The organism is Uliginosibacterium flavum, from assembly GCF_040566545.1.
Classification (GTDB): Bacteria; Pseudomonadota; Gammaproteobacteria; order Burkholderiales; family Rhodocyclaceae; genus Uliginosibacterium; species Uliginosibacterium flavum.
The window spans coordinates 35,539-54,402 of record NZ_JBEWZI010000024.1 but is presented as its reverse complement, the minus strand read 5'-3'; the positions used below and the strand labels follow the sequence as shown (position 1 = coordinate 54,402).

Genomic DNA, 18,864 nt, shown 5'->3' with positions numbered 1-18,864 from the left:
GGGTCGCTGCGCTCCTTGCCGCCCCTGCGCGCTGACGCTTGCGCGACTCCCGTGTGGCCTGCGGCCATCTCCTTCGGCGACGCTTGAGCGCACGGGCAAGGCGTTTCAGGGGACGCTGCGCATCCCTCCTGCGGCCCTCTCCCTGACGGTCGAGGCTGAAACGCCTTGCCCGTGCGCTACCGCTCCGGGAGTCGGGCTCCGCCCCACTGCACTGCGGGCCGCAACTCGCTACGCTCGCAGATGCGGCTCCTCGTTTGCGGCTCCCCGCCGGCTGCCGCCGGACCGTGGGCTGACGCCCACCGGTCAATCCGTCCAACTCGCTTTGCTCGCAAATGGACGGACTGCCGGCCCCTGCATTGGCTAAGTGGTCGACGGGCTTGGCGCTCCGCGCGATTACTTGCAAAAGGGGCTTCGGAACACATCGCGTCGTTACGATGTGCCGCCCTTTGCACTCCTCGGCACTAATCGCACGACGTTTTCTGGAAGTTCGCCGTCGCTGCACGTTTGCTGCTGTAGCGGAACCAGCGTGAGGTCTTTTCTGTGTAGCCCTGCTGGAGCGTCGTCTTCAGTGAGGGGGCGGTCATGCAGTAGACGCGCGACGTCAGCCGCGTTGAGATTGATATATCGGGATAGCTGCGAGTAGGTTTTATGTCCTGTGATCACCTTTAATACCGGGAGATTGCCGTTAAGCTCGAGCGTAAATCGGGTGGCTGCTGTGTGTCGAAGGTCGTGGATACGCACGTCTTCGACCTCGGCCGCCTCTCGGGCACGCCGCCAGGCCGCCTTGAGCGTCTCATAGGTGAGCGGCAGAATTTTGGACTCCGGCGTGCATTCGGAGCCCTGCAATGCTTTCAGTTTCAGGAGGACCTCAAGTGCCCCCGGGCTCAGCGGTACCTCTCGAGGGCCTGCTTTCGCATCCGTCAGTTTCAAGATTCTGCGGTCAAAATCCACATCGCGCCAAGCCGCATGCAATAGAGGCTCCGAGACACGCATAGCGGTCTCCAGCAGTAATGTCAGTGCCAGTTCCACCATCTCATTACTGCTGTTGGAGAGTGCTTGACTGATCTTTCCCCACTCTGCATTCGTGAGGACACGGCTACGCGCATTATTGATCTGGGGGAGTTCGAGGCCGCGGGCTGGATTTTGAGCGGGCTCCCTCCAGCGCCATATTTTCCGGGCATAGGAAAACAGGCGGCGAAGAAGCGCATGTTCCAAGCCGATCGTCGCGGGTTTGAAGCCGTCCTTGAGCATCGCGTTGATGAGCTCTTGAAGATGGTAGGGCTGCAATTGAGCCACTGGCGTCCGAGCAATTTTTTGGCGGATTTTGTCGCTATGGCTCGCATCGCAGGCCTGTTTTTGGCGGTGTGCGAGCAGTGATGCAGGGACCTTACGGTCCGTGCTGGGCGCCTCGAAGAGGACTTGAAAGTACAGTGACGTCTGTGCGCTTTGGATGACAGGGTCGCAGAGTGCGATGACTTTGGCTGTGCTGAGGCGGCAGGCGCGCAGGTATTTGTTGATTCGATTCGCGTCTTGTCGCGCGCCTTTCATCGCAGGCAGGCGTTCGCTGGCGTAGAGTTGGAGCGCTTCTCCGAGGGAGGTCTGCCATGGGCCTTTGTGATGCGGCTTTGTGTTGCCGACAATGCTTTCACGTAGGCGGTCCGCTTCGCGCTGCGCTTCTTTGAGGCTCGTGTAGCCGGTGCGATAAATGTCCTCGCCTTGGATTCGCAGGCGAAATGACCAAGCTGAACCTTCTTTGTAGGGTTTAACAGCCATGGCCATCTCCCAAACGTGGGGCGGCCGGCGCAACCGGGCAGGTTGAAAAAAACAGGGGGGTGGGGCTAGGGTGAAGCATCGGGCAACTCCTTTTCGAACTGGAGTTCCGTATAGCTTCGGGTATTCGGTCTGTGAAAAGACGCGTCGGTCGAGCGCAGTCGAGCGCAACCAGTGTCTGTTGAATTTGACAGAAATCTGTCAGAACAGACAAAAAAAGCGGCCAACCAAAAACAGTCGCCGCTTTTTTATGCTTTGCTAACATGTTGAAAGCAAAGCAATTAATGCTGGTGGCCGGTCTCGGAATCGAACCAAGGACACGCGGATTTTCAATCCGCTGCTCTACCAACTGAGCTAACCGGCCATCGAGTCGATAATTCTAGCCAGGCTAGTCATTAAAAGCAAGGTTTAGATGTGGTTTATTGCAATCTCCCCCGGCTTGGCGCTGAGGCTTGCGTGCTCTTTTGCATTCCCTCAACTGCTTGCCGCTTCTGCCGATAATGGTATGGATGCCCGGCTACCTGCGCGACACCAATGCCATGACCCCTGAAGATCTCAACGAAAACTGCTTTGTAAGCCCGGAACAATTGTGCATTGGTTTGTACGTGTTCATTGATTTGCCGTGGTTCAGCCATTCGTTCAGCTTCAATAATTTCAAGATCCGTTCCACCGACCAGATCAAGGGCTTGCGCGAACTGGGGGTCAAGCGCTTCCGCTATGACCCGGCGCGCAGCGATGTTTCCGCAGTTTCTGCTTTAACTCCCGCCAAGGCGGCGCCTCCTTCCGTATCTTCGCCTGTGCCGTCGCAGGCTGTGCTTGACGACAGCCCTGAGCTGGTCGAGAAGCGTCAGCGCATCGAACGCCTGAAGGAGCGCCGCGAGAAAATCGGCAATGTGGAAAAGGCCTTTGTCAAGGCCGCGGCGATCATGCGCAATATCAACCGCAGCCTGCAGTCGCGCCCCAAGGAATGTCTGGAGGAGGTCGGCGAGCTCGTCGATCAGATGGCGCGCGCTTTTCTCGAAGCGCCCGAGCTGACCTTGCATGTCATGGGCGAAAAAGCTGGCGGCGAGGAGGTGTATTACCACGGTTTGAATACATCAATTCTGTCGATGATGCTGGCCAAGGAGTTGGGCGTGTCGATGGAGGATGGCCGCATGCTCGGCCTTGGGGCGCTGATGCACGACATCGGCTTGATGGATATTCCGGATCGGGTTCTCAAGAAGAATCCGGAGGAGTTGACGCACGCCGAGATCGAGTTGCGCAAGCTGCATTGTGAATATGGTGCGCGCATGGCAGTGCGGGCAGGGTTGCCGGAAGCTGTGCAGCTGGTGATTTTTCAGCATCACGAGATGGTGGATGGCTCTGGCTATCCGAAGGGGCTGAAGGGGGAGTCGATTCACCGGCTCGCGCGGATCATTTCACTGGTGAATTACTACGACAATCTGTGTAACCCGATGGATCTGGCCAAGGCGCTGACCCCGCATGAGGCTTTGTCCTTGATGTTCGCGCAGCGCCGGGCGAAATTCGACGCCAAGGTTTTGCAGCTGATGATTCGATGCCTGGGCGTGTATCCGCCGGGCAGTATCGTCAAGCTTTCAAATGACGCCCTGGCGCTGGTGCAGTCGGTGAATCCGCAAAAGCCTTTGCGTCCCTGGGTGATGATCTATGACCCTGCGGTGCCCAAGGAAGAGGCGATCATGCTCGATCTGGAGCAGGAGCCGGAGATCAATATCAGCAAGGCGATCCGTCCGATCCAGCTGCCTGCTGCGGTGTATGACTATCTCAGCCCGCGCAAGCGGGTGACCTATTTCTTTGATGCAGACACGGCTCAGAACGGAGGGCACAAGTGAGCCTGCAGACGCCAGAAGCGCTGCTCTTGGCCGCTGCCAGCGAGATTCTGCTGCTGGTGGATCCGGCTTCACTTGAAATTCGCGCGGCCAACCTGTCTGCGCTGCAGATGTTGGGTTACAGCCAGGCTGAGTTGATTGGCAAGCCCATTACCGATATCGAGTGCGCCCTGTCTGACGTGTTTTTCTGGGAGGAAGTGCGTAACGGCGGCAGTGCCGATTTGCTGGAAGCAGAAGGTCTGTATCAATGCGCCGATGGCGAGATGCTGACGACTTCAAAAAGTGTCTTTCGCGAGCCTGGCGAGCCGGGCTGGATTGTCATTCGCGCGCGCAGCATTGCCAGCCAGAAGCAAGCCGAAGAGGAGCTGGCGCTCATCACTTCACAGCTGCGCGCCACCCTGGAGGCGACCGCCGATGGCATTCTGGCGCGAGATCGGCATGGCCGCATCAGCAACATGAACCGGCGGTTTTCGCAGATGTGGCGGATTCCGGATGATCTGCTTTTGCGTCATGACGACAGTCGGCTGATTCTCTTCATCGCTGGTCAGCTCGCCGATCCAGCCTGGTATGCGCAGCGCCTGAATGAGCTCGGCCCGGACGAGGACGGCGAGACCTTCGACACCCTGGCACTGGCGGATGACCGGATGTTCGAGTGCAAATCACGCCCGGCACGCCATGGCGAGCAGATCATCGGCCGCGTGTATTGCTTTACGGATGTGACGCAACGTCACCTTGCTGAGCAGGAACTGATTGCCGCGCGCGATGCGGCAACTTCGGCGAGTCGCGCCAAAGGCGAGTTCCTCGCCATGATGTCGCACGAAATCCGCACGCCCATGAACGGCATCATCGGCATGGCCCAGCTACTGGAAACGACACCGCTGGATCCGGAGCAGCGTGACTATGTCGGCACCATGCGCAGTTCGGGCGAAGCCCTGATGTCCATCATCAACGACATTCTCGATTACTCGAAGATCGAGGCGCGCAAGATGGAACTGGAGACGACCGGCTTCCGTCTCGGCGAGTTGCTGAACGACCTTGGCCGTTTGTTTGCCATCCAGATGCGTGGCAAGGGCTTGAACTATATTTGTGAAATTCCGCCGGGTACGACGGACAGCCTGCTGGGGGATCCGGTGCGGCTGCGTCAGATTTTGGTCAATCTGATTGGCAACGCCTTCAAATTCACTGCGCAGGGCGATATCTGCGTCAGCGTGCGGGAGCTTGCCCGGCAGGACCAGCAGGTTCGCCTGCGTTTTGCGGTTCGGGATAGCGGTATCGGCATTCCGCCAGACAAGCAGGCGAATATTTTTACGCCCTTTGAGCAGGCCGACATGAGCACCACGCGCCGCTTCGGTGGCACCGGGCTGGGCTTGTCCATCTGTCGAATGCTGTGTGAATTGATGGGCGGAGAGATCGGTGTCAGCAGCGAGGCCGGGCAGGGCGCGGAGTTCTGGTTTGAAGTGAGCATGGCACTGGCGGAAGAGGTGCCAACGGCGCAGCAACTGTTGCCGCAGCATGATGTTCCGGTGCCGGCCGAGGCGCGCATCCTCGTGGTGGAAGACAACAAGGTCAATATCATGGTGTTGAATAACCTGCTCAAAAAACTGGGTGCCCGCAACATTACGACGGCACTGAACGGGCTGGAGGCGTTGGCGGCCTGCAAGGATGGTGTCTACGATGTCATTTTCATGGACACCCACATGCCGGAGATGGATGGCTTGAGCGCCACCGAGGCGCTGCGCGCGTCCGGGCTGCAGACGCACATTGTCGGGGTGAGCGCGGATGCGATGAGTGGCGACCGCGCCAATGCGCTGGCCATCGGCATGAGCGACTACATCACCAAACCGGTGTCGCTGGAGGCCTTGCGCCAGGCGATTGAGCTCTGGCAGCTGCGCAGCACTTGATCATTGATCAGTCTCAGCGTTTGAGGGCGCGTGGCACTTGCAGGCCCGCACCTTCAACGTAGCGCGCCAGCCGCTCGGGCAGGCCGGCTGCGCGGATTTTGGCGGCGGTGGTGGTGTAGTCGTAGGCCAGGCGATAGCTGGTGTACGCGTAACGCGCCCGGTCGAACACGGCGTAGCGTGCGCCGGGCATGCCATCGCGTGGCTGGCCCGCTGAGCCGACGACGGCCAGCCAGGTGCGGCGTGGCTGCAGGATGATGCTGCGCCTCTCCAGTGGCCGCACGCCGGGCACGCGCTGATCTGAGCAGGTGTAGTAGAGCATCGGATCATGCACATGCCCGCTGAATACCCAGGTGCTGCCGGCTTCGTGCAGGCTAGCCCGCGCCTGGCGAGAATTGTCGATGTAAGTCCATGCTGCAGGGTTCAGGGCCGAGGCGTGCACCCAGGTCATGCGATCGCGTTGCAGCATCAGCGGCAGATTGGCCAGCCAGTCCTGGTGACGTGGTTTCAGACAGGAGCGAGTCCACTCGATGGCCAGACGCGCAGCGTCGTTCATGCTTTGGGTGGAATCGCGTCCGCAGGCTGCAGCATCGTGATTGCCCAGCACGGCCAGTGCATCGCCGGTGCTGACCATGTGGCGACACATTTCCAGCACGCGCTCCGGGTCCGGGCCGTAGCCCACGATGTCGCCGAGGAATATGTAGCGCCCTACGCCCTGTGAGCCAGCATGGGCCAGAATGGCGTACAGCGCTTCAAGATTGCCATGCAGGTCGGCGATGAGGGCGTATTTCACGGATTCACGTTGCTGTAGGGCACAAAGGAATTACGGGCCGAAAGACAAAATCTACAGCGCCGCCTCTCCTATAATTGCACACCCACCCGAATAGGCCGCCCCCGCCATGAGTCAGTATTTCCAGCATCACGTTTTCGTTTGCTGCAATCAGCGCGAAGCCCCCGACACCTGTTGCAACAATCATGGCGCCAGCGCCTTGCAAACCTACGCCAAGGAACAGATCAAGGCGCTGGGCCTGGATGGTGCCGGCAATATCCGCATCAACAAATCCGGTTGCCTGGGCCGCTGCGATGATGGCCCGGTGCTGGTGGTGTACCCGGAAGGCATCTGGTACACCTTCGTCGATAAGGAGGATATCGACGAGATCATCCGTGAACACTTGCAGCACGGCCGCATCGTGGAGCGTCTGAAAGTATGAAGCCGCTGCCGACCGAACAAATCCTCATCGACGGCCCGGACGGCAAGATCGATCTGCTCGTGGATGCTGCGGCCGAACCACGTGGGATCGCGCTGATTGCTCATCCACACCCGCTGTTCAGTGGCGCCAATACCAACAAGGTGGCACACACGCTGGCGCGTACCCTGCGCGATCTGGGTTATGTGGCGCTGCGCCCGAATTTCCGTGGCGTCGGGAAATCTGAAGGCTCGCACGACAACGGCGGCGCCGAGACGGAAGATCTGCTCGCTGTGCTCGACTGGGCGCATGCGCGCTGGCAGCTGGATGCTTACCGGCCGACCGTGCTGGCCGGATTCTCTTTTGGCGCCTTTGTGCAGACACGTGTCGCACGCCGCCTGACCGAAGCCGGGACGCCCGCCAAGCGCCTGATTCTGGTGGGCACGGCGGCGGGTCATGTGGAAGGCGCGCGTCAGTACGACACCGAAGCCGTCGGCGCGGACACGCTGGTGATTCATGGCGCGAAAGATGAAACTGTGCCGCTGGAAAACGTCTTGCGCTGGGCCGAGCCGCTGGATGTGCCGGTCGTTGTCGTGCCGGGCGCCGACCATTTTTTTCATGGCCGCCTGCATTGCCTGAAAGACATCATCAACCGTTCATCCTGTGAGTGCCATTAAGCAAGCAGGCTGAAGATCCTCACCTGACGGGGCTCTTCATTGATGCATCCTGAAAAGTCTCTTCAGACAAGCTTCTTCAGGCATGCATTCTGTAGATCAATACCACAATCGGCTTTCCAGACATCCATTTACAACCGGAGTGACCTCATGAAACTCATCGCCTCACTGACCAGCCCCTACGTGCGCAAGATCCGCGTGCTGTTGCTTGAAAAGGGCATTCCCTTCGAGTTCGTGAATGATCCGCCGTGGGAAGCCGGCAATCACGTCGCAGACGTCAATCCGCTGGGCAAGGTGCCGGCGCTGCTGACTGACGAAAACGAAGCCTTCTTCGATTCTCCGATTATTGCCGACTACCTCGAAACCCTGGGGCAGAATGCGCCACAGTTGCCGACCGATGCGCTGGAGGCTTTGCGGGTGAAGCAGCTCGAAGCGCTGGCCGACGGCATTGCCGATGCGGCCGTCGTCTGGTTGCTGGAAACGCGCCGCGCTGCCGAGAAACAGGATGCCGGCGTGATCGAGCGCCAGCGCGGCAAGGTCGAACGCGGACTCGATGCCATCGAAGTGCGTCTGGCCAGCGGCGACTGGCTGCACGGCAATGTGTTCAGTCGTGCCGATATCGCCATCGCCTGTTGCGTTGGCTGGATCGATTTCCGTTTCCCTGCTTACGACTGGCGTAGTTCGCGGCCGGCACTGGCGGCTCACACCGCACGCCTGCTCGCGCGCCCCAGTTTTGTCCAGACGGTGCCTGTTGCCTGATGCCACTCATTGTTGAAAATCTGCACAAGGCCTACGGGGATCACGAGGTCGTGCGCGGCGTGAGCTTCACTTTGCAGCCCGGTGAATGTTTCGCCCTGCTCGGCCCCAATGGCGCCGGCAAAACGACCACGCTGCGCTGTGTGCTTGGCCACACTGAGCCCTCCGCCGGGCGTATCGAACTGTGTGGTCTGCCCGTGCCTGAAAGGGCGCGCGAGGCCCGCACCCGCGTCGGCGTGGTGCCGCAGAACGACAGCCTCGACCCGGACTTCACCGTCACCGAGAACCTGCTCGTCTTCGCGCGTTACTTCGGTATTCCGGCCGATGTGGCAAAAGCCCGCGTGCCCGAATTGCTCGCTTTTGCCGGGCTGGAAGCTAAGGCGGATGCCAAAGTCCCCACGCTTTCCGGTGGCATGAAGCGGCGCCTGACTATGGCCCGCGCATTGGTCGCCAATCCCGATTTGCTGATCATGGACGAGCCCACCACCGGCCTTGACCCGCAGGCCCGTCATCTGATCTGGGATCGTCTCAAGGGCCTGATCGCCCAGGGCAAGACGGTGCTGCTGACCACCCATTTCATGGATGAAGCCGAACGCCTCGCCCACCGCATCGCGATTCTGGACCGTGGTCAGATCATCGCCATCGGCACGCCGCGCGACGTGATCGCTGCGCACATCGAACCCCAGGTGGTCGAGGTCTTTGGCGACTGGAACGGTCACGCGGGCGGGGCTGCCGCCTGGGCAGAAACCCACGCGGCGGCACTCTCCAGTCGTTTCGAAGTCAGCGGCGAAACCGCCTTCTGTTATGTGCAGGATGCCGATCCGCTGCTTGCGCACCTCGCGGGTCAGGGCGGCTTGCGCTACCTGCATCGCCCCGCCAATCTGGAAGATGTTTTCCTTAAGCTCACTGGACGGGAAATGCGTGATGAGTAAGCTGTTCGTGTCGCTCGACCTCTCCCCAAGTCGCGCATTCGCCGTCTGGCAGCGCAACCTCAAAGTCTGGAGCCGGCTGGCGATTCCTTCGCTGCTGGGCAATCTGGCCGATCCGTTGATCTATCTGCTCGGTCTGGGTCTCGGCCTGGGGGCGCTGCTGCCACAGGTGCAAGGAGTCACCTACATCAGCTTTCTGGCCACCGGCACCGTCGCCTTCTCGACCATGAATGCGGCAACCTTCGAAGCGCTGTATTCCGGTTTCGCCCGTGCCCACCAGCAGAAGACCTGGGAGGCGATCATGAACGCGCCGCTCTCGCTGGATGACGTGCTGATCGGCGAGGTGTTGTGGGCTGCGACCAAATCCCTGTTCTCGGGCGCTGCCATTCTGCTGGTCATTACGGTCTTCGGTCTGGCCTCCTGGCAACATGCGTTGATGGCGCTGCCGCTGGTGTTGCTGACTGGTCTGTGTTTTGCCGGGATTGGCTTCATTGCGACCTCCCTGGCACCGGGCTATGACTTCTTCATGTACTGGTTCACGCTCTTCATCAGCCCGATGGCCATGCTCTGCGGGGTGTTCTTCCCGCTGGAGCAATTGCCGTCATTTGTGCAGGGCGCCGCCCTGGTCCTGCCCTTGGGACATGCCATCGGCGCGATCCGCCCGCTCTTGCTGCATGGCGAACTGGCTGGCGTATGGCTGCATGTGCTGGTGCTGCTGGCATATGCGTTGAGTGGTGTGGCGATTGCTCGCGTGCTGATGCGCCGACGCTTGCTGCGCTAGCTACCCTAAGGGGCAAGGATTGCTCGCTCGTGCTGGGTCACAATGCAGGTCTTCCGGTCAAGGATCTGATTGTGCCGCTTTTGAACCCTGCCGCTGATCTCGAAGTGCCTGCGAGCGATCAGATCACGCATCTGGTCGAGACGGATATCCACTTGCTGAGCATCGTGCTGTGGCTTTTTCTGGGTATCGGCTTGCCCTTGAGTCTTGCTGCGAATATTTTCAGCTCGGCCAACCTGCTGTCGAGGGTGATCATGCCTAGTGGCATTCTGTGCCTCAGCCTGATTGCCTTGTGGTTGTTGCGCCGTCAGAAAATCAACGCCACGCTGAATGTTTTTCTGTGGGGTATGACGGCACTGGTTTGCGCGCAATGCGTGCTGGTCAATGGTATTCGAACCCCCATGGCCGCAGCATTGCCAGTCATTGTCATTCTCAGTGCCTGGACGCGTGGTGCCCGGCACTCCAGCATACTTTGCTGCGCCATCATTTTTGCGCTCAGCGCCATGGCCGTGCTGGACGATCGCCTTTGGCCAGAGCTTCTGCCGCGCAGCGCATTTCAATACTGGGTGATTTACAGCTTTTGCATGGTGCTTGGTGCAGTGGTGGCCGGACGTCTGGCCGCCGCGATGCGTAGCCACGCTGCCCGCCAGACACAAACCGCCGATGAGTTGGCGCAGCGGGTGCGCGAGTTGCAACTGGCGCAGGATAAATTTGCGACGTTTTTTTATCTGAACCCGGTGCCGGTGAGTATCACTCTGCTGGCGGATGGCACCTACTACGACGTGAATCCGGCCTGGGAAAAACTCGCCGGGTGGAACAAAGACGAGTTGCTGGGCAAGACCTCGACCCAGATCGGTATCTGGGTGACACAGGCGGAACGCGATGCCTGGATCGAAGAGTTTCGCCGTCAGAGTAGCTCCAGCAACCAACCGGTGCGCTTCCGATTGCGTAACGGAGACATTCGTTACTTTCAAGCCAGTTGCGAGACCATCAACTATGACGGGCATCCCTGCATCTTTGCCGCCTTTGTTGATGTCACTGCGCGCCGCGAAGCTGAAGATGCACTCAAGCAACTTAATGCCCGCCTGGAAGAGCGCGTGAGCGAGCGCACCCAGCGCCTGGCGGAAGCCAACCTGTCTCTGGCCAATACGGTCGATATCCTGCAGCGCACGCAAGATGAGCTGGTGCATTCAGAAACCATGGTTTCGCTTGGGAGCATGGTGGCAGGCATTTCGCATGAATTGAATACGCCCATCGGCAATGCCCTTACCGTGGCCAGCAGTCTTTACGAGCAGGCGCGCGAAATGGCCCGGAATTTTGATGGCAGCAATATCACGCGCTCGGCGTTAAAGAGCTTTATCGACGAACAGCAGCATGGCGCGGAACTGGCATCGGTCAGCTTGCGGCGCGCTGGCGAACTGGTTGCCAGCTTCAAGCAGGTCGCCGTGGATCAGGCGTCCGAGCGGCGACGCCGTTTTGATCTGGCCGAAACAATGACCGGTGTGCTGGATACCTTGCGGCCGATGTTGCGCTTCAAACCGATTGAGCTACTCAGCGAATTGCCTGCCGGCATCATGATGGACAGCTATCCCGGCCCGCTGGGGCAGATCGTCAGCAATCTGGTGCAGAACGCCTTGCTTCACGGCCTTGATGACACGCGTACGGGCAAGGTCTGGATCAAGGCCCGCCAGATTGACGAAAGCGTACAGATTGTCGTCAGCGACGATGGCCGTGGTATCAGCGATGAAAATCTGGGCCGGATTTTTGACCCCTTCTTTACCACCCGCTTGGGTCAGGGAGGATCCGGACTCGGGCTTTCCATTGTCTACCGCCTGGTTTCGACGGTGCTGGGCGGATCCATCGCGGTGGATTCCACGCCGGGGCAAGGCACAAGCTTCACACTGAGTTTGCCCTTGACCGCTCCGGTCGGGCCTGCCGGGGCTGCTTAGCCGGAACCTGAGGCGGCGCCAGTGTTGCCGTAGTGCGAAAAGAAAAGGCCAGAGCAAGTCTGGCCTTTGTCAATTTGTGGTGGAGAGGATGAAGAGCAAGAGCACTCCTCTACAACCCAGTCTCCACGGGGCTTTCAGCCATGTCCAGCGCTAGTCCGTATGGTAGCGTGTATTGAAATGGACTGCTATACCTGTGCCTTGAAATGATCCAAAGCCCGAAATATTTCAGCAGAAAAATGTGAGAGGCTTCCAACGCACGGGAGGCCAAACGTTTTATCCCCGTACCCCACCCCACCCCAAACCACACCACAGGCAGCCCGAGCGGAGACACGTTAGGGCCGCGCGCCCTCGCTGTATGAATGGCTGCACCATCGGCACCTTCCCTGCTGGCCTCGCCCCTATGCCTTACCTAGCCTGCCCCTGCCTCCTGACTCGCCGGGGGCAACTAGCGGACATTATGTCCGGTCTTCCCAAACCCTGCGGCCTGTTGTCCAGTCAGGCTACACCCCAGCCGGACACCTAGCCTTGACAGATATTGTGTCCAATCTAAGTTGATTTAGATTCGATTGATAGTCAGGCTCAAATGGTCTTGGACTTCACCTTGACACATTTGCAATCAAGGAGAGCAAGACCATGGGCCATGTAGTCGGATACATCCGCGTCAGCAGCGTAGGGCAGAACACTGAGCGCCAGCTTGACGGCATCACCACAGACAAGATCTTCACTGACAAGGCCAGCGGCAAGGACACCAACAGGCCACACCTGCAGGCAGCCTTAGAGCATTGCCGAGAGGGTGACACCTTCATTGTCCATTCCATTGACCGCCTCGCCCGTAGCCTGGGGGATCTGGAGAAGATCGTGGAGCGCCTGACAGCCAAGGGCGTGACAGTGAAGTTTTGCAAGGAAGGCCTCACCTTCACAGGCGACAAGGCAGACCCGATTAACCCAATCACCAATCGCCGCCCCGCCGACTTTTGGCAGCCCCTTCTTTGCAAACTACTTATCCAACTCGTCAACCTGCACCACCAAGGAATCAATTCGCGGATTTCCAGTAATCGGCGGCCTTGCCATTACGCAGCCTCCTGCAGAACCGGTGCCCGCTTGTTCAACAATGCATCCAACTCGTCGGCGTACCACTGCGCAAGTTTTATCCGGGCTTCGTAGTGCGTGGCCCGGTCGTACGCGCCAACTACCTTGTCCTTGCCGTGGTGCAGGGCGGCCTCCATGACCTCGAACTCCCAAAGCTTGGATTCGCCCGCATAGGTGCGGAAAACCGCGCGCATGCCGTGGGCGTGCACATTGGCATGCCCGGCAGCGCGCCGAACTGCTTTGAGTAGCCCGGCTGTTGTCAGGTGAGGAAGATTGCCGCCTCGGCGCGAAGGGAAAAGGTAGTCGTTCTGGCCGCTGACTTCGTGCAGCTCGCGCAGTAGTTCAACCAGTTGCCGGGCGAGGGGCACAGCATGAAATTTGCGCTTTTTCATCCGCGCGGCGGGAATCGTCCAGCGCGCAGCATCAAGGTCAAACTCGCCCCAGAGTGCGCCAGCCGCTTCATTGGGGCGCACGGCGGTCATGGTCAGGAGGCGAACTGCGCATAGCGTGGAGAATTCCGCGTGCATCAGCTCAAGGCGGGTCAGAAAGGTCGGCATTTCAGCCCAAGGCAGAGCAAGCATTTCGCCGGCTTCATGTTGGGCAAAGATATTTCTTGCCAGTGCGTGCGCGGGGTTATCACCTGTAAAACGTCCCGTTGCCTTGGCGAAGTCAAAAACCTCGCCCGCCCAGCGGCGTACATTGCCCAGCATGTCGAGACTGCCGCGCTTCTCAATCTTGAGTAGCGCCTGCCGAAGCATGGGTGAATCAATGCTTTGGATGGGAAGCTCGCCCAAGGGTGGATAGATGTTTGCGACCAAGGCGCCCCGCAGTTTTGCGAGGTAGCTGGTCGACACGTTCATTGATTTGACTTTGAACATCTCCTCTGCGACAGCCTTAAATGTGGTCGCGCGGGCGGAGCTACGACGCGCACGCTCAATTTTCCGTTCGACCACCGGGCTTTTCCCGCTGCGCAGAACTTCGCGGAGCTTTGATGCTTCTTCGCGCGCCTTGCTCAGAGACATATCGGGGTACGTGCCTACTTGGAGACAGGTCTCCTTGCCGCCGCTGGCAGTGCGGAATTGCCAGTGTTTACGGGCGTTTGGCATGATGAGGAGGCGCAGGCCATCACCATCAGGGAGGACTCGTGTTTTGCCGTTTTCGTTCGGTTTGGCCTGCTTGACATCCAAGTCGCGCAGGCGGGCAATCGTTCGGCGCATTTACTCTCCGGGTATATATATGCAGGGGAAAGAAGGCCTCATTACCCGTTTCGTCTGCATTACCCGTTGTTCTACCCGTTTCGTGAATGCATGACAACGTACGGTGTGGTTCTAGGTGGGACAACAAAAACCCGCCAGCTCTAGGTTTCAGAGGCAGGCGGGTTTGTGTGGTATGGCTTGGAATGTTTGTGTGGTGGAGAGGATGAGGATCGAACTCACGACCTCGTCATTGCGAACGACGCGCTCTCCCAGCTGAGCTACCCCCCCACACGAGGCTTGAATTCTAATGACAATCGGGGCTGCTTGCCAAGCGCGTTATGCTTGGGGTCAGCGGATTACTAGGAGGCGGGTGTGAGGCGTTGGGATTTTCTGGAGGCGGCGAGCCGTCGAACCGAGTTTTGGGCAGGGGTGAGGGTGGAGCTGCCCTTGTTGCTGGGCGTGCTGCCGTTTGGTCTGGTCTATGGTTTGCTGGGTTTGCAGGCGGGTTTACCGGCCTGGGCGGTGGTGGCAATGTCGTCGGTAGTGTTCGGCGGGGCGTCGCAGGTGGTTTTTGCGCAGCTGTGGGGCGCACAGGTGCCGCCATCGCTGATTGTTGGCACGGTGGGGGTGGTGAATTTGCGCCATGCCTTATACAGCGCGAGCGTAGCGGTCTTGTTGCGCGAGTTACCGTTGCGCTGGAAGTTGCTCCTGGCGTATCTGCTGACCGATGAGGCGTATATGGCGGCGGTGGGGCGTTTGTCTGTGGGGCCACAGGGGCCTTTGCGGCATTGGTTTCTGTTTGGCACGGGAATCACCTTGTGGCTCACTTGGCAATTAGCGACTCTGGGCGGTGTGTTGGCCGGGGCGGTGATTCCCGCGGCCTGGTCGCTGGATTTTTCGATTGCGCTGACCTTCATTGCTTTGCTGGTGCCGGGTTTGCGACGGCGCAGTGAATTGCTGGCGGTGCTGGTTGCGGGCGTGACGGCATTGGCGGCTCAGGCTTTGCCATTCAAATTGTGGATTGTGCTGGCGGCCGCTGCGGGGATGACGGCGGGCATGCTGGCGCGTCGCTGGGATACGAAGGGCCGCGCATGAATGAGCATTGGGTGTTGGGCCTGAGCATGCTGGCGGGTGGTTTGCTGACTTTTGCGACGCGGGCGATTTTTCTGTTGGGCGGGGAACGCTTCAGTCTCGGCCCAAATTTTCGGGCCATGCTGGTCTATGTGCCGCCCGCAGTTTTAGCGGCGCTGATTGCGCCGGAGATTTTCGTGCGCAACGGCGATCTGATCCTGAGCGTCGAAAATCCGCGCTTGTGGGCGGCGCTAGTCGCGGTGCTGGTGGCATTGATCACGCGCAGTGTATTGGCAACGATTGCGCTGGGCCTGGCGGTATTGTGGGGAATCCAATTCATATAAGCGTCGATTTGAGGGGCATATCTGTAAACCATCTTTTTGTGTAAACCCAGTATGGTGGCGGGTCTTCAGATAGTGGCTTGCATAAATTTGATGGCAAAGGGAAATCCACAAGGCTGAAAAAGTGTGAAATATGTCACGATATGCCCTTTGGTGTGGGCGGATCTGCCAGGAGGGGCTTGGCTGTCTGTGTCCGGAACAAGGAGGTGGTCTGTGGTACGAGTGACGATGGTGCATGGATTGGTTTTACTGGTGGCTTTGCTGGGGGGCGGCTCAGTGCTGGCCAGGGATCTGACTTTGGCAGAGGTTCATCCGCCGGGTCACATCATGGTTCAGTCGGAAGAGCGGCTGGGGACGCGTCTGGCGGAGGCCACCAAGGGTGCTTTGCAGTTGCAGCTCAAGCACAGCGGGCAGCTGTGCAATGAGTCGCAGTGCTGGGCCAAGATCAAGGATGGTTCGCTGGATATTGCGCGCGTGAATATGGCCGAGTTGTCCAAGGATCTGGCAGCGGTCAAATTGATGAGCCTGCCTTACCTGTTTCGTTCACGGGAACATATGTGGCGGGTGCTGGGCGGGGAATTTGGTCAACGCCTGGAGGCCGAGGCCGCAAAAAATGGCGCGGTCGTGCTGACATATTACGACAGCGGTACGCGCTCTTTTTATAGCTCCAAGAAGCCGATTCGCAGCCTTGCGGATTTTGCCGGCTTGCGCGTGCGGGTCCAGAATTCGCCGGTTTACAAGGATCTGATCGAGAAGCTGGGCGGTACGCCGGTGGTCTTGCCGTACGACAAGGTGATCGAGGCGTTCAAGAGTGGCGAAATCGATGCGGCGGAGAACAATACGCCGTCTTATGTCACCAGTGGCCATTACAAGTATGCCAAGTATTACAGTCTGGACGAGCATTCTTCCGTGCCGGAAGTGCTGGTGATTTCCAAAAAGGCCTGGACGAGTTTGAGCCCGGCGCAGCAGCAGGCATTGAAGGAGGCGGCTGTCGATTCTTCCGAATTCATGAAGAAGCAGTGGGCTGACAGCGAAGTGCAATCGCTGGCCAAGGCGAAAAAAGAAGGTTCGGTGATTACCGAGAAATCGCAGATTGCCATGTCCGGTATCGAGGGCTACGCCGTGAAGCTTTATTCGAAATACATCACGGATAACGCCGATATGGAGACAGTGCTGGCGATTTTACGTACCAAATAAGACCATGCCGAAGAGCCGCATTCAGCGGCCTTCTTCGGGGCGGTGTGCTGTAGAGCAAGGCTGCGAGCGGCTTTGCAGAGGCCCGGCTTTGAGTCGGGCCTTTTTTATTCCAACTTCAGATAGAAACGATACTTTTTTGACTTCGCCCCTTCGACCGGGCTCAGGACAGGCTTGCCGTGCTACAGCACTGTCTGCGGCTCGTCTTCGCGTCTCGTCTCTATCTGGAATTGGAATTACTTCTCGGCGAGCAGCAGCTTGATGTCGGCGGCTACGCGGCTGGCGGTCTCGCCGTGACGGGCAAACAGGCGCGGGCGGCCTTGCGGATCGAAAATGTAGCAGCCGGCGGTGTGATCCACGCTGTAGCGGCCGCTGGCGATATCTCCGTGCTTTTCGTAGAACACCTTGAATTCCTTGGCGAGGATGGCAACTTCGGCTTCAGTGCCAACGAGGCCGAGAAAGCGCGGATCAAAGGCGTTCATGTACATCTTCAGGCGTTCTGCCGTGTCGCGTTGCGGGTCGACGGTGACGAACAGCACTTGTACGCGGTCGGCATCCGGGCCAAGTTGGCGTTGCACATCCAGCAGCATGGCAAGGCTGGTCGGGCACACATCCGGGCAGTTGGTATAGCCGAAGAAGACCGCGACAGCTTTGCCGCGAAAGTCGGCGAGCGTGCGCAACTGGCCGTTGTGATCTGGTAAGTGCAGGCCCGGGCCAAAATCGGCGCCGCTGACATCGGTCGTGTTGAAGCCCGGCTTGGGTTCGCAGGCCGCAAGGCTCAGGCCGGCCAGACAGATCAAAAGCAGGTGGCGCCAGCGCATATTCAGTCCCCTTCGCCGATGGCAGCGAGCAGTTTTTCATGGACGCCACCGAAGCCACCGTTGCTCATGACCAGGATCTGGTCACCACTGCGTGCTTCGGCGGCGACGGCCGCGACCAGTTCAGCCAGATCTTCGAAGGTTTGTGCCTTGCCCTTGATTGGCTCCAGCGCTTCAGTGGCATCCCAGCCCAGATTCTTGGCAAAGCAATACACCTTGTCGGCATCGGCGAGGCTGGTGGGTAGCTGGCTTTTCATCACGCCCAGTTTCATGGTGTTGGAGCGAGGCTCCAGCACGGCGAGGATGCGGCGCTTGCCGATACGCTTGCGCAGGCCGGCCACGGTGGTGGCAATGGCCGTCGGGTGGTGAGCGAAGTCGTCATAGACGGTGACGCCACGCACCGTGCCGCGCGCTTCCAGACGACGTTTGACGCCGGCAAAACGCGACAGCGCATCGGCCGAGGTGGCGGGCGTGATGCCGACGTGGCGCGCGGCTGCCATCGCGGCCAGCGCGTTGAGACGGTTGTGCTGGCCGGTCAGCGGCAGGATGCATTGCGCGATCTCCTTGCCATTCAGGCTGAAGGCGACCTGATCGCGGCCGTCATCTTCGCGCACCTGCCAGGCCCCGTCGCCACCGAAGTACTCCAGTTCGCTCCAGCAGCCCTTGCCGAGCACGCGTTTGAGGTTGTCGTCGCCACCATTGACGATGATCCGCCCATGCTGCGGGATGGTGCGCACCAGATGCTGGAACTGGGTTTCGATGGCTGCCAGATCAGCGAAGATGTCGGCGTGATCGAATTCCAGATTGTTGAGGATCACCGTGCGCGGGCGGTAGTGCACGAACTTGCTGCGCTTGTCGCAGAAGGCTGTGTCGTACTCGTCGGCTTCGACCACGAAGAAGGGTGTATCGGTCAGGCGCGCCGAGATGCCGAAATTGCTGGCCACGCCGCCAATCAGGAAGCCGGGATTAAGACCGGCGTCTTCCAGAATCCAGGCCAGTAGCGAGGAAGTGGTGGTCTTGCCATGCGTGCCGGCCACGGCGAGGACCCACTTGCCTTGCAGAATGTTGTCCGCCAGCCACTGCGGGCCGGAAGTGTAGGGCAGGCCGCGATCAAGGATGGCTTCGAGCAGCGGATTGCCGCGCGAGATGGCGTTGCCGATCACGAACAGATCGGGCGCCATGGCCAGCTGATCCGGTGAGTAGCCTTCAATCAGCGCTACGCCTTGTTCAGTGAGCTGGGTGCTCATGGGCGGGTAGACGTTGGCGTCGCAGCCGGTGACGGTAAAGCCGGCCTGGCGTGCGAGCAGCGCGATGCCGCCCATGAAGGTGCCGCAGATACCGAGAATGTGGATGTGCATGTGAGACGT

17 protein-coding genes and 2 tRNA genes are annotated in these 18,864 nt (G+C 59.4%); 12 read left to right on the top strand and 7 right to left on the bottom strand.

Annotated elements, in window-relative coordinates:
* Nucleotides 1-429: 429 nt before the first annotated feature.
* Nucleotides 430-1,773, bottom strand: coding sequence for a tyrosine-type recombinase/integrase (locus ABXR19_RS17315; RefSeq protein WP_354602407.1), 1,344 nt, complete (start codon nucleotides 1,771-1,773; stop codon nucleotides 430-432).
* A 285-nt stretch (nucleotides 1,774-2,058) separates the two neighbouring features.
* A tRNA-Phe gene (locus tag ABXR19_RS17310) sits at nucleotides 2,059-2,134 on the bottom strand.
* Between the two features lie 136 nt (nucleotides 2,135-2,270).
* Here ABXR19_RS17310 and ABXR19_RS17305 point away from each other — a divergent pair.
* A complete protein-coding gene (locus ABXR19_RS17305; protein ID WP_354602406.1) occupies nucleotides 2,271-3,620 on the top strand; it encodes an HD-GYP domain-containing protein in 1,350 nt (449 codons plus the stop codon).
* The gene (locus tag ABXR19_RS17300) at nucleotides 3,617-5,518 is read left to right on the top strand and encodes a hybrid sensor histidine kinase/response regulator (RefSeq protein WP_354602405.1); all 1,902 of its coding nucleotides are present in this window, start codon (nucleotides 3,617-3,619) and stop codon (nucleotides 5,516-5,518) included. Before ABXR19_RS17305 ends, ABXR19_RS17300 begins: the two co-directional genes overlap by 4 nt.
* 13 nt (nucleotides 5,519-5,531) lie before the next feature.
* Here the strand turns inward: ABXR19_RS17300 and ABXR19_RS17295 are convergent, their stop codons facing one another.
* Nucleotides 5,532-6,308, bottom strand: coding sequence for a metallophosphoesterase family protein (locus tag ABXR19_RS17295; protein WP_354602404.1), 777 nt, complete (start codon nucleotides 6,306-6,308; stop codon nucleotides 5,532-5,534).
* A gap of 106 nt (nucleotides 6,309-6,414) precedes the next feature.
* On the opposite strand from ABXR19_RS17295, the gene ABXR19_RS17290 reads away from it, so the two are divergent.
* The 7 genes from ABXR19_RS17290 (at nucleotide 6,415) to ABXR19_RS17260 (ending at nucleotide 12,952) form a co-directional block, all read left to right on the top strand.
* Nucleotides 6,415-6,726 carry a (2Fe-2S) ferredoxin domain-containing protein gene (locus ABXR19_RS17290; protein ID WP_354602403.1) on the top strand — a complete coding sequence of 104 codons (312 nt, stop codon included), beginning with the start codon at nucleotides 6,415-6,417 and terminating at the stop codon, nucleotides 6,724-6,726.
* Nucleotides 6,723-7,379 (top strand): alpha/beta hydrolase, encoded by a 657-nt coding sequence (locus ABXR19_RS17285; protein WP_354602402.1) that lies wholly within the window; start codon nucleotides 6,723-6,725, stop codon nucleotides 7,377-7,379. The genes ABXR19_RS17290 and ABXR19_RS17285 overlap by 4 nt, the downstream gene beginning before the upstream one ends.
* Nucleotides 7,380-7,526: 147 nt before the next feature.
* Nucleotides 7,527-8,135: a glutathione S-transferase gene (locus ABXR19_RS17280; protein WP_354602401.1), complete on the top strand. Its 609-nt coding sequence runs from the start codon at nucleotides 7,527-7,529 to the stop codon at nucleotides 8,133-8,135.
* The gene (locus ABXR19_RS17275) at nucleotides 8,135-9,064 is read left to right on the top strand and encodes an ATP-binding cassette domain-containing protein (protein ID WP_354602400.1); all 930 of its coding nucleotides are present in this window, start codon (nucleotides 8,135-8,137) and stop codon (nucleotides 9,062-9,064) included. The genes ABXR19_RS17280 and ABXR19_RS17275 overlap by 1 nt, the downstream gene beginning before the upstream one ends.
* Nucleotides 9,057-9,842, top strand: coding sequence for an ABC transporter permease (locus ABXR19_RS17270; protein ID WP_354602399.1), 786 nt, complete (start codon nucleotides 9,057-9,059; stop codon nucleotides 9,840-9,842). Before ABXR19_RS17275 ends, ABXR19_RS17270 begins: the two co-directional genes overlap by 8 nt.
* 29 nt (nucleotides 9,843-9,871) lie before the next feature.
* Entirely contained in the window at nucleotides 9,872-11,788 is a 1,917-nt protein-coding gene (locus ABXR19_RS17265) for a PAS domain-containing sensor histidine kinase (protein WP_354602398.1), read from the top strand.
* Between the two features lie 633 nt (nucleotides 11,789-12,421).
* The gene (locus ABXR19_RS17260) at nucleotides 12,422-12,952 is read left to right on the top strand and encodes a recombinase family protein (RefSeq protein WP_354602397.1); all 531 of its coding nucleotides are present in this window, start codon (nucleotides 12,422-12,424) and stop codon (nucleotides 12,950-12,952) included.
* Here ABXR19_RS17260 and ABXR19_RS17255 read toward each other — a convergent pair.
* Nucleotides 12,859-14,094: a tyrosine-type recombinase/integrase gene (locus ABXR19_RS17255; protein ID WP_354602396.1), complete on the bottom strand. Its 1,236-nt coding sequence runs from the start codon at nucleotides 14,092-14,094 to the stop codon at nucleotides 12,859-12,861. The two genes, ABXR19_RS17260 and ABXR19_RS17255, sit on opposite strands and share 94 nt — an antisense overlap.
* 191 nt (nucleotides 14,095-14,285) lie before the next feature.
* Nucleotides 14,286-14,361 (bottom strand) — tRNA-Ala (locus ABXR19_RS17250).
* An 84-nt stretch (nucleotides 14,362-14,445) separates the two neighbouring features.
* Between ABXR19_RS17250 and ABXR19_RS17245 the strand changes: the two genes are divergently transcribed.
* The 3 genes from ABXR19_RS17245 (at nucleotide 14,446) to dctP (ending at nucleotide 16,682) form a co-directional block, all read left to right on the top strand.
* Complete coding sequence (locus ABXR19_RS17245) at nucleotides 14,446-15,168, top strand: AzlC family ABC transporter permease (protein WP_354602395.1); 723 nt, start codon at nucleotides 14,446-14,448, stop codon at nucleotides 15,166-15,168.
* Nucleotides 15,165-15,488, top strand: a complete 324-nt coding sequence (locus ABXR19_RS17240; RefSeq protein ID WP_354602394.1) for an AzlD domain-containing protein — start codon at nucleotides 15,165-15,167, stop codon at nucleotides 15,486-15,488. Before ABXR19_RS17245 ends, ABXR19_RS17240 begins: the two co-directional genes overlap by 4 nt.
* A 210-nt stretch (nucleotides 15,489-15,698) precedes the next feature.
* Nucleotides 15,699-16,682 (top strand): TRAP transporter substrate-binding protein DctP, encoded by a 984-nt coding sequence (dctP, locus tag ABXR19_RS17235; protein WP_354602393.1) that lies wholly within the window; start codon nucleotides 15,699-15,701, stop codon nucleotides 16,680-16,682.
* Nucleotides 16,683-16,915: 233 nt separating this feature from the next.
* Here the strand turns inward: dctP and ABXR19_RS17230 are convergent, their stop codons facing one another.
* Complete coding sequence (locus tag ABXR19_RS17230; protein ID WP_354602392.1) at nucleotides 16,916-17,500, bottom strand: SCO family protein; 585 nt, start codon at nucleotides 17,498-17,500, stop codon at nucleotides 16,916-16,918.
* 2 nt (nucleotides 17,501-17,502) lie between these two features.
* Nucleotides 17,503-18,855, bottom strand: coding sequence for a UDP-N-acetylmuramate:L-alanyl-gamma-D-glutamyl-meso-diaminopimelate ligase (gene mpl / locus ABXR19_RS17225; RefSeq protein WP_354602391.1), 1,353 nt, complete (start codon nucleotides 18,853-18,855; stop codon nucleotides 17,503-17,505).
* Between the last annotated feature and the right edge of the window lie 9 nt (nucleotides 18,856-18,864).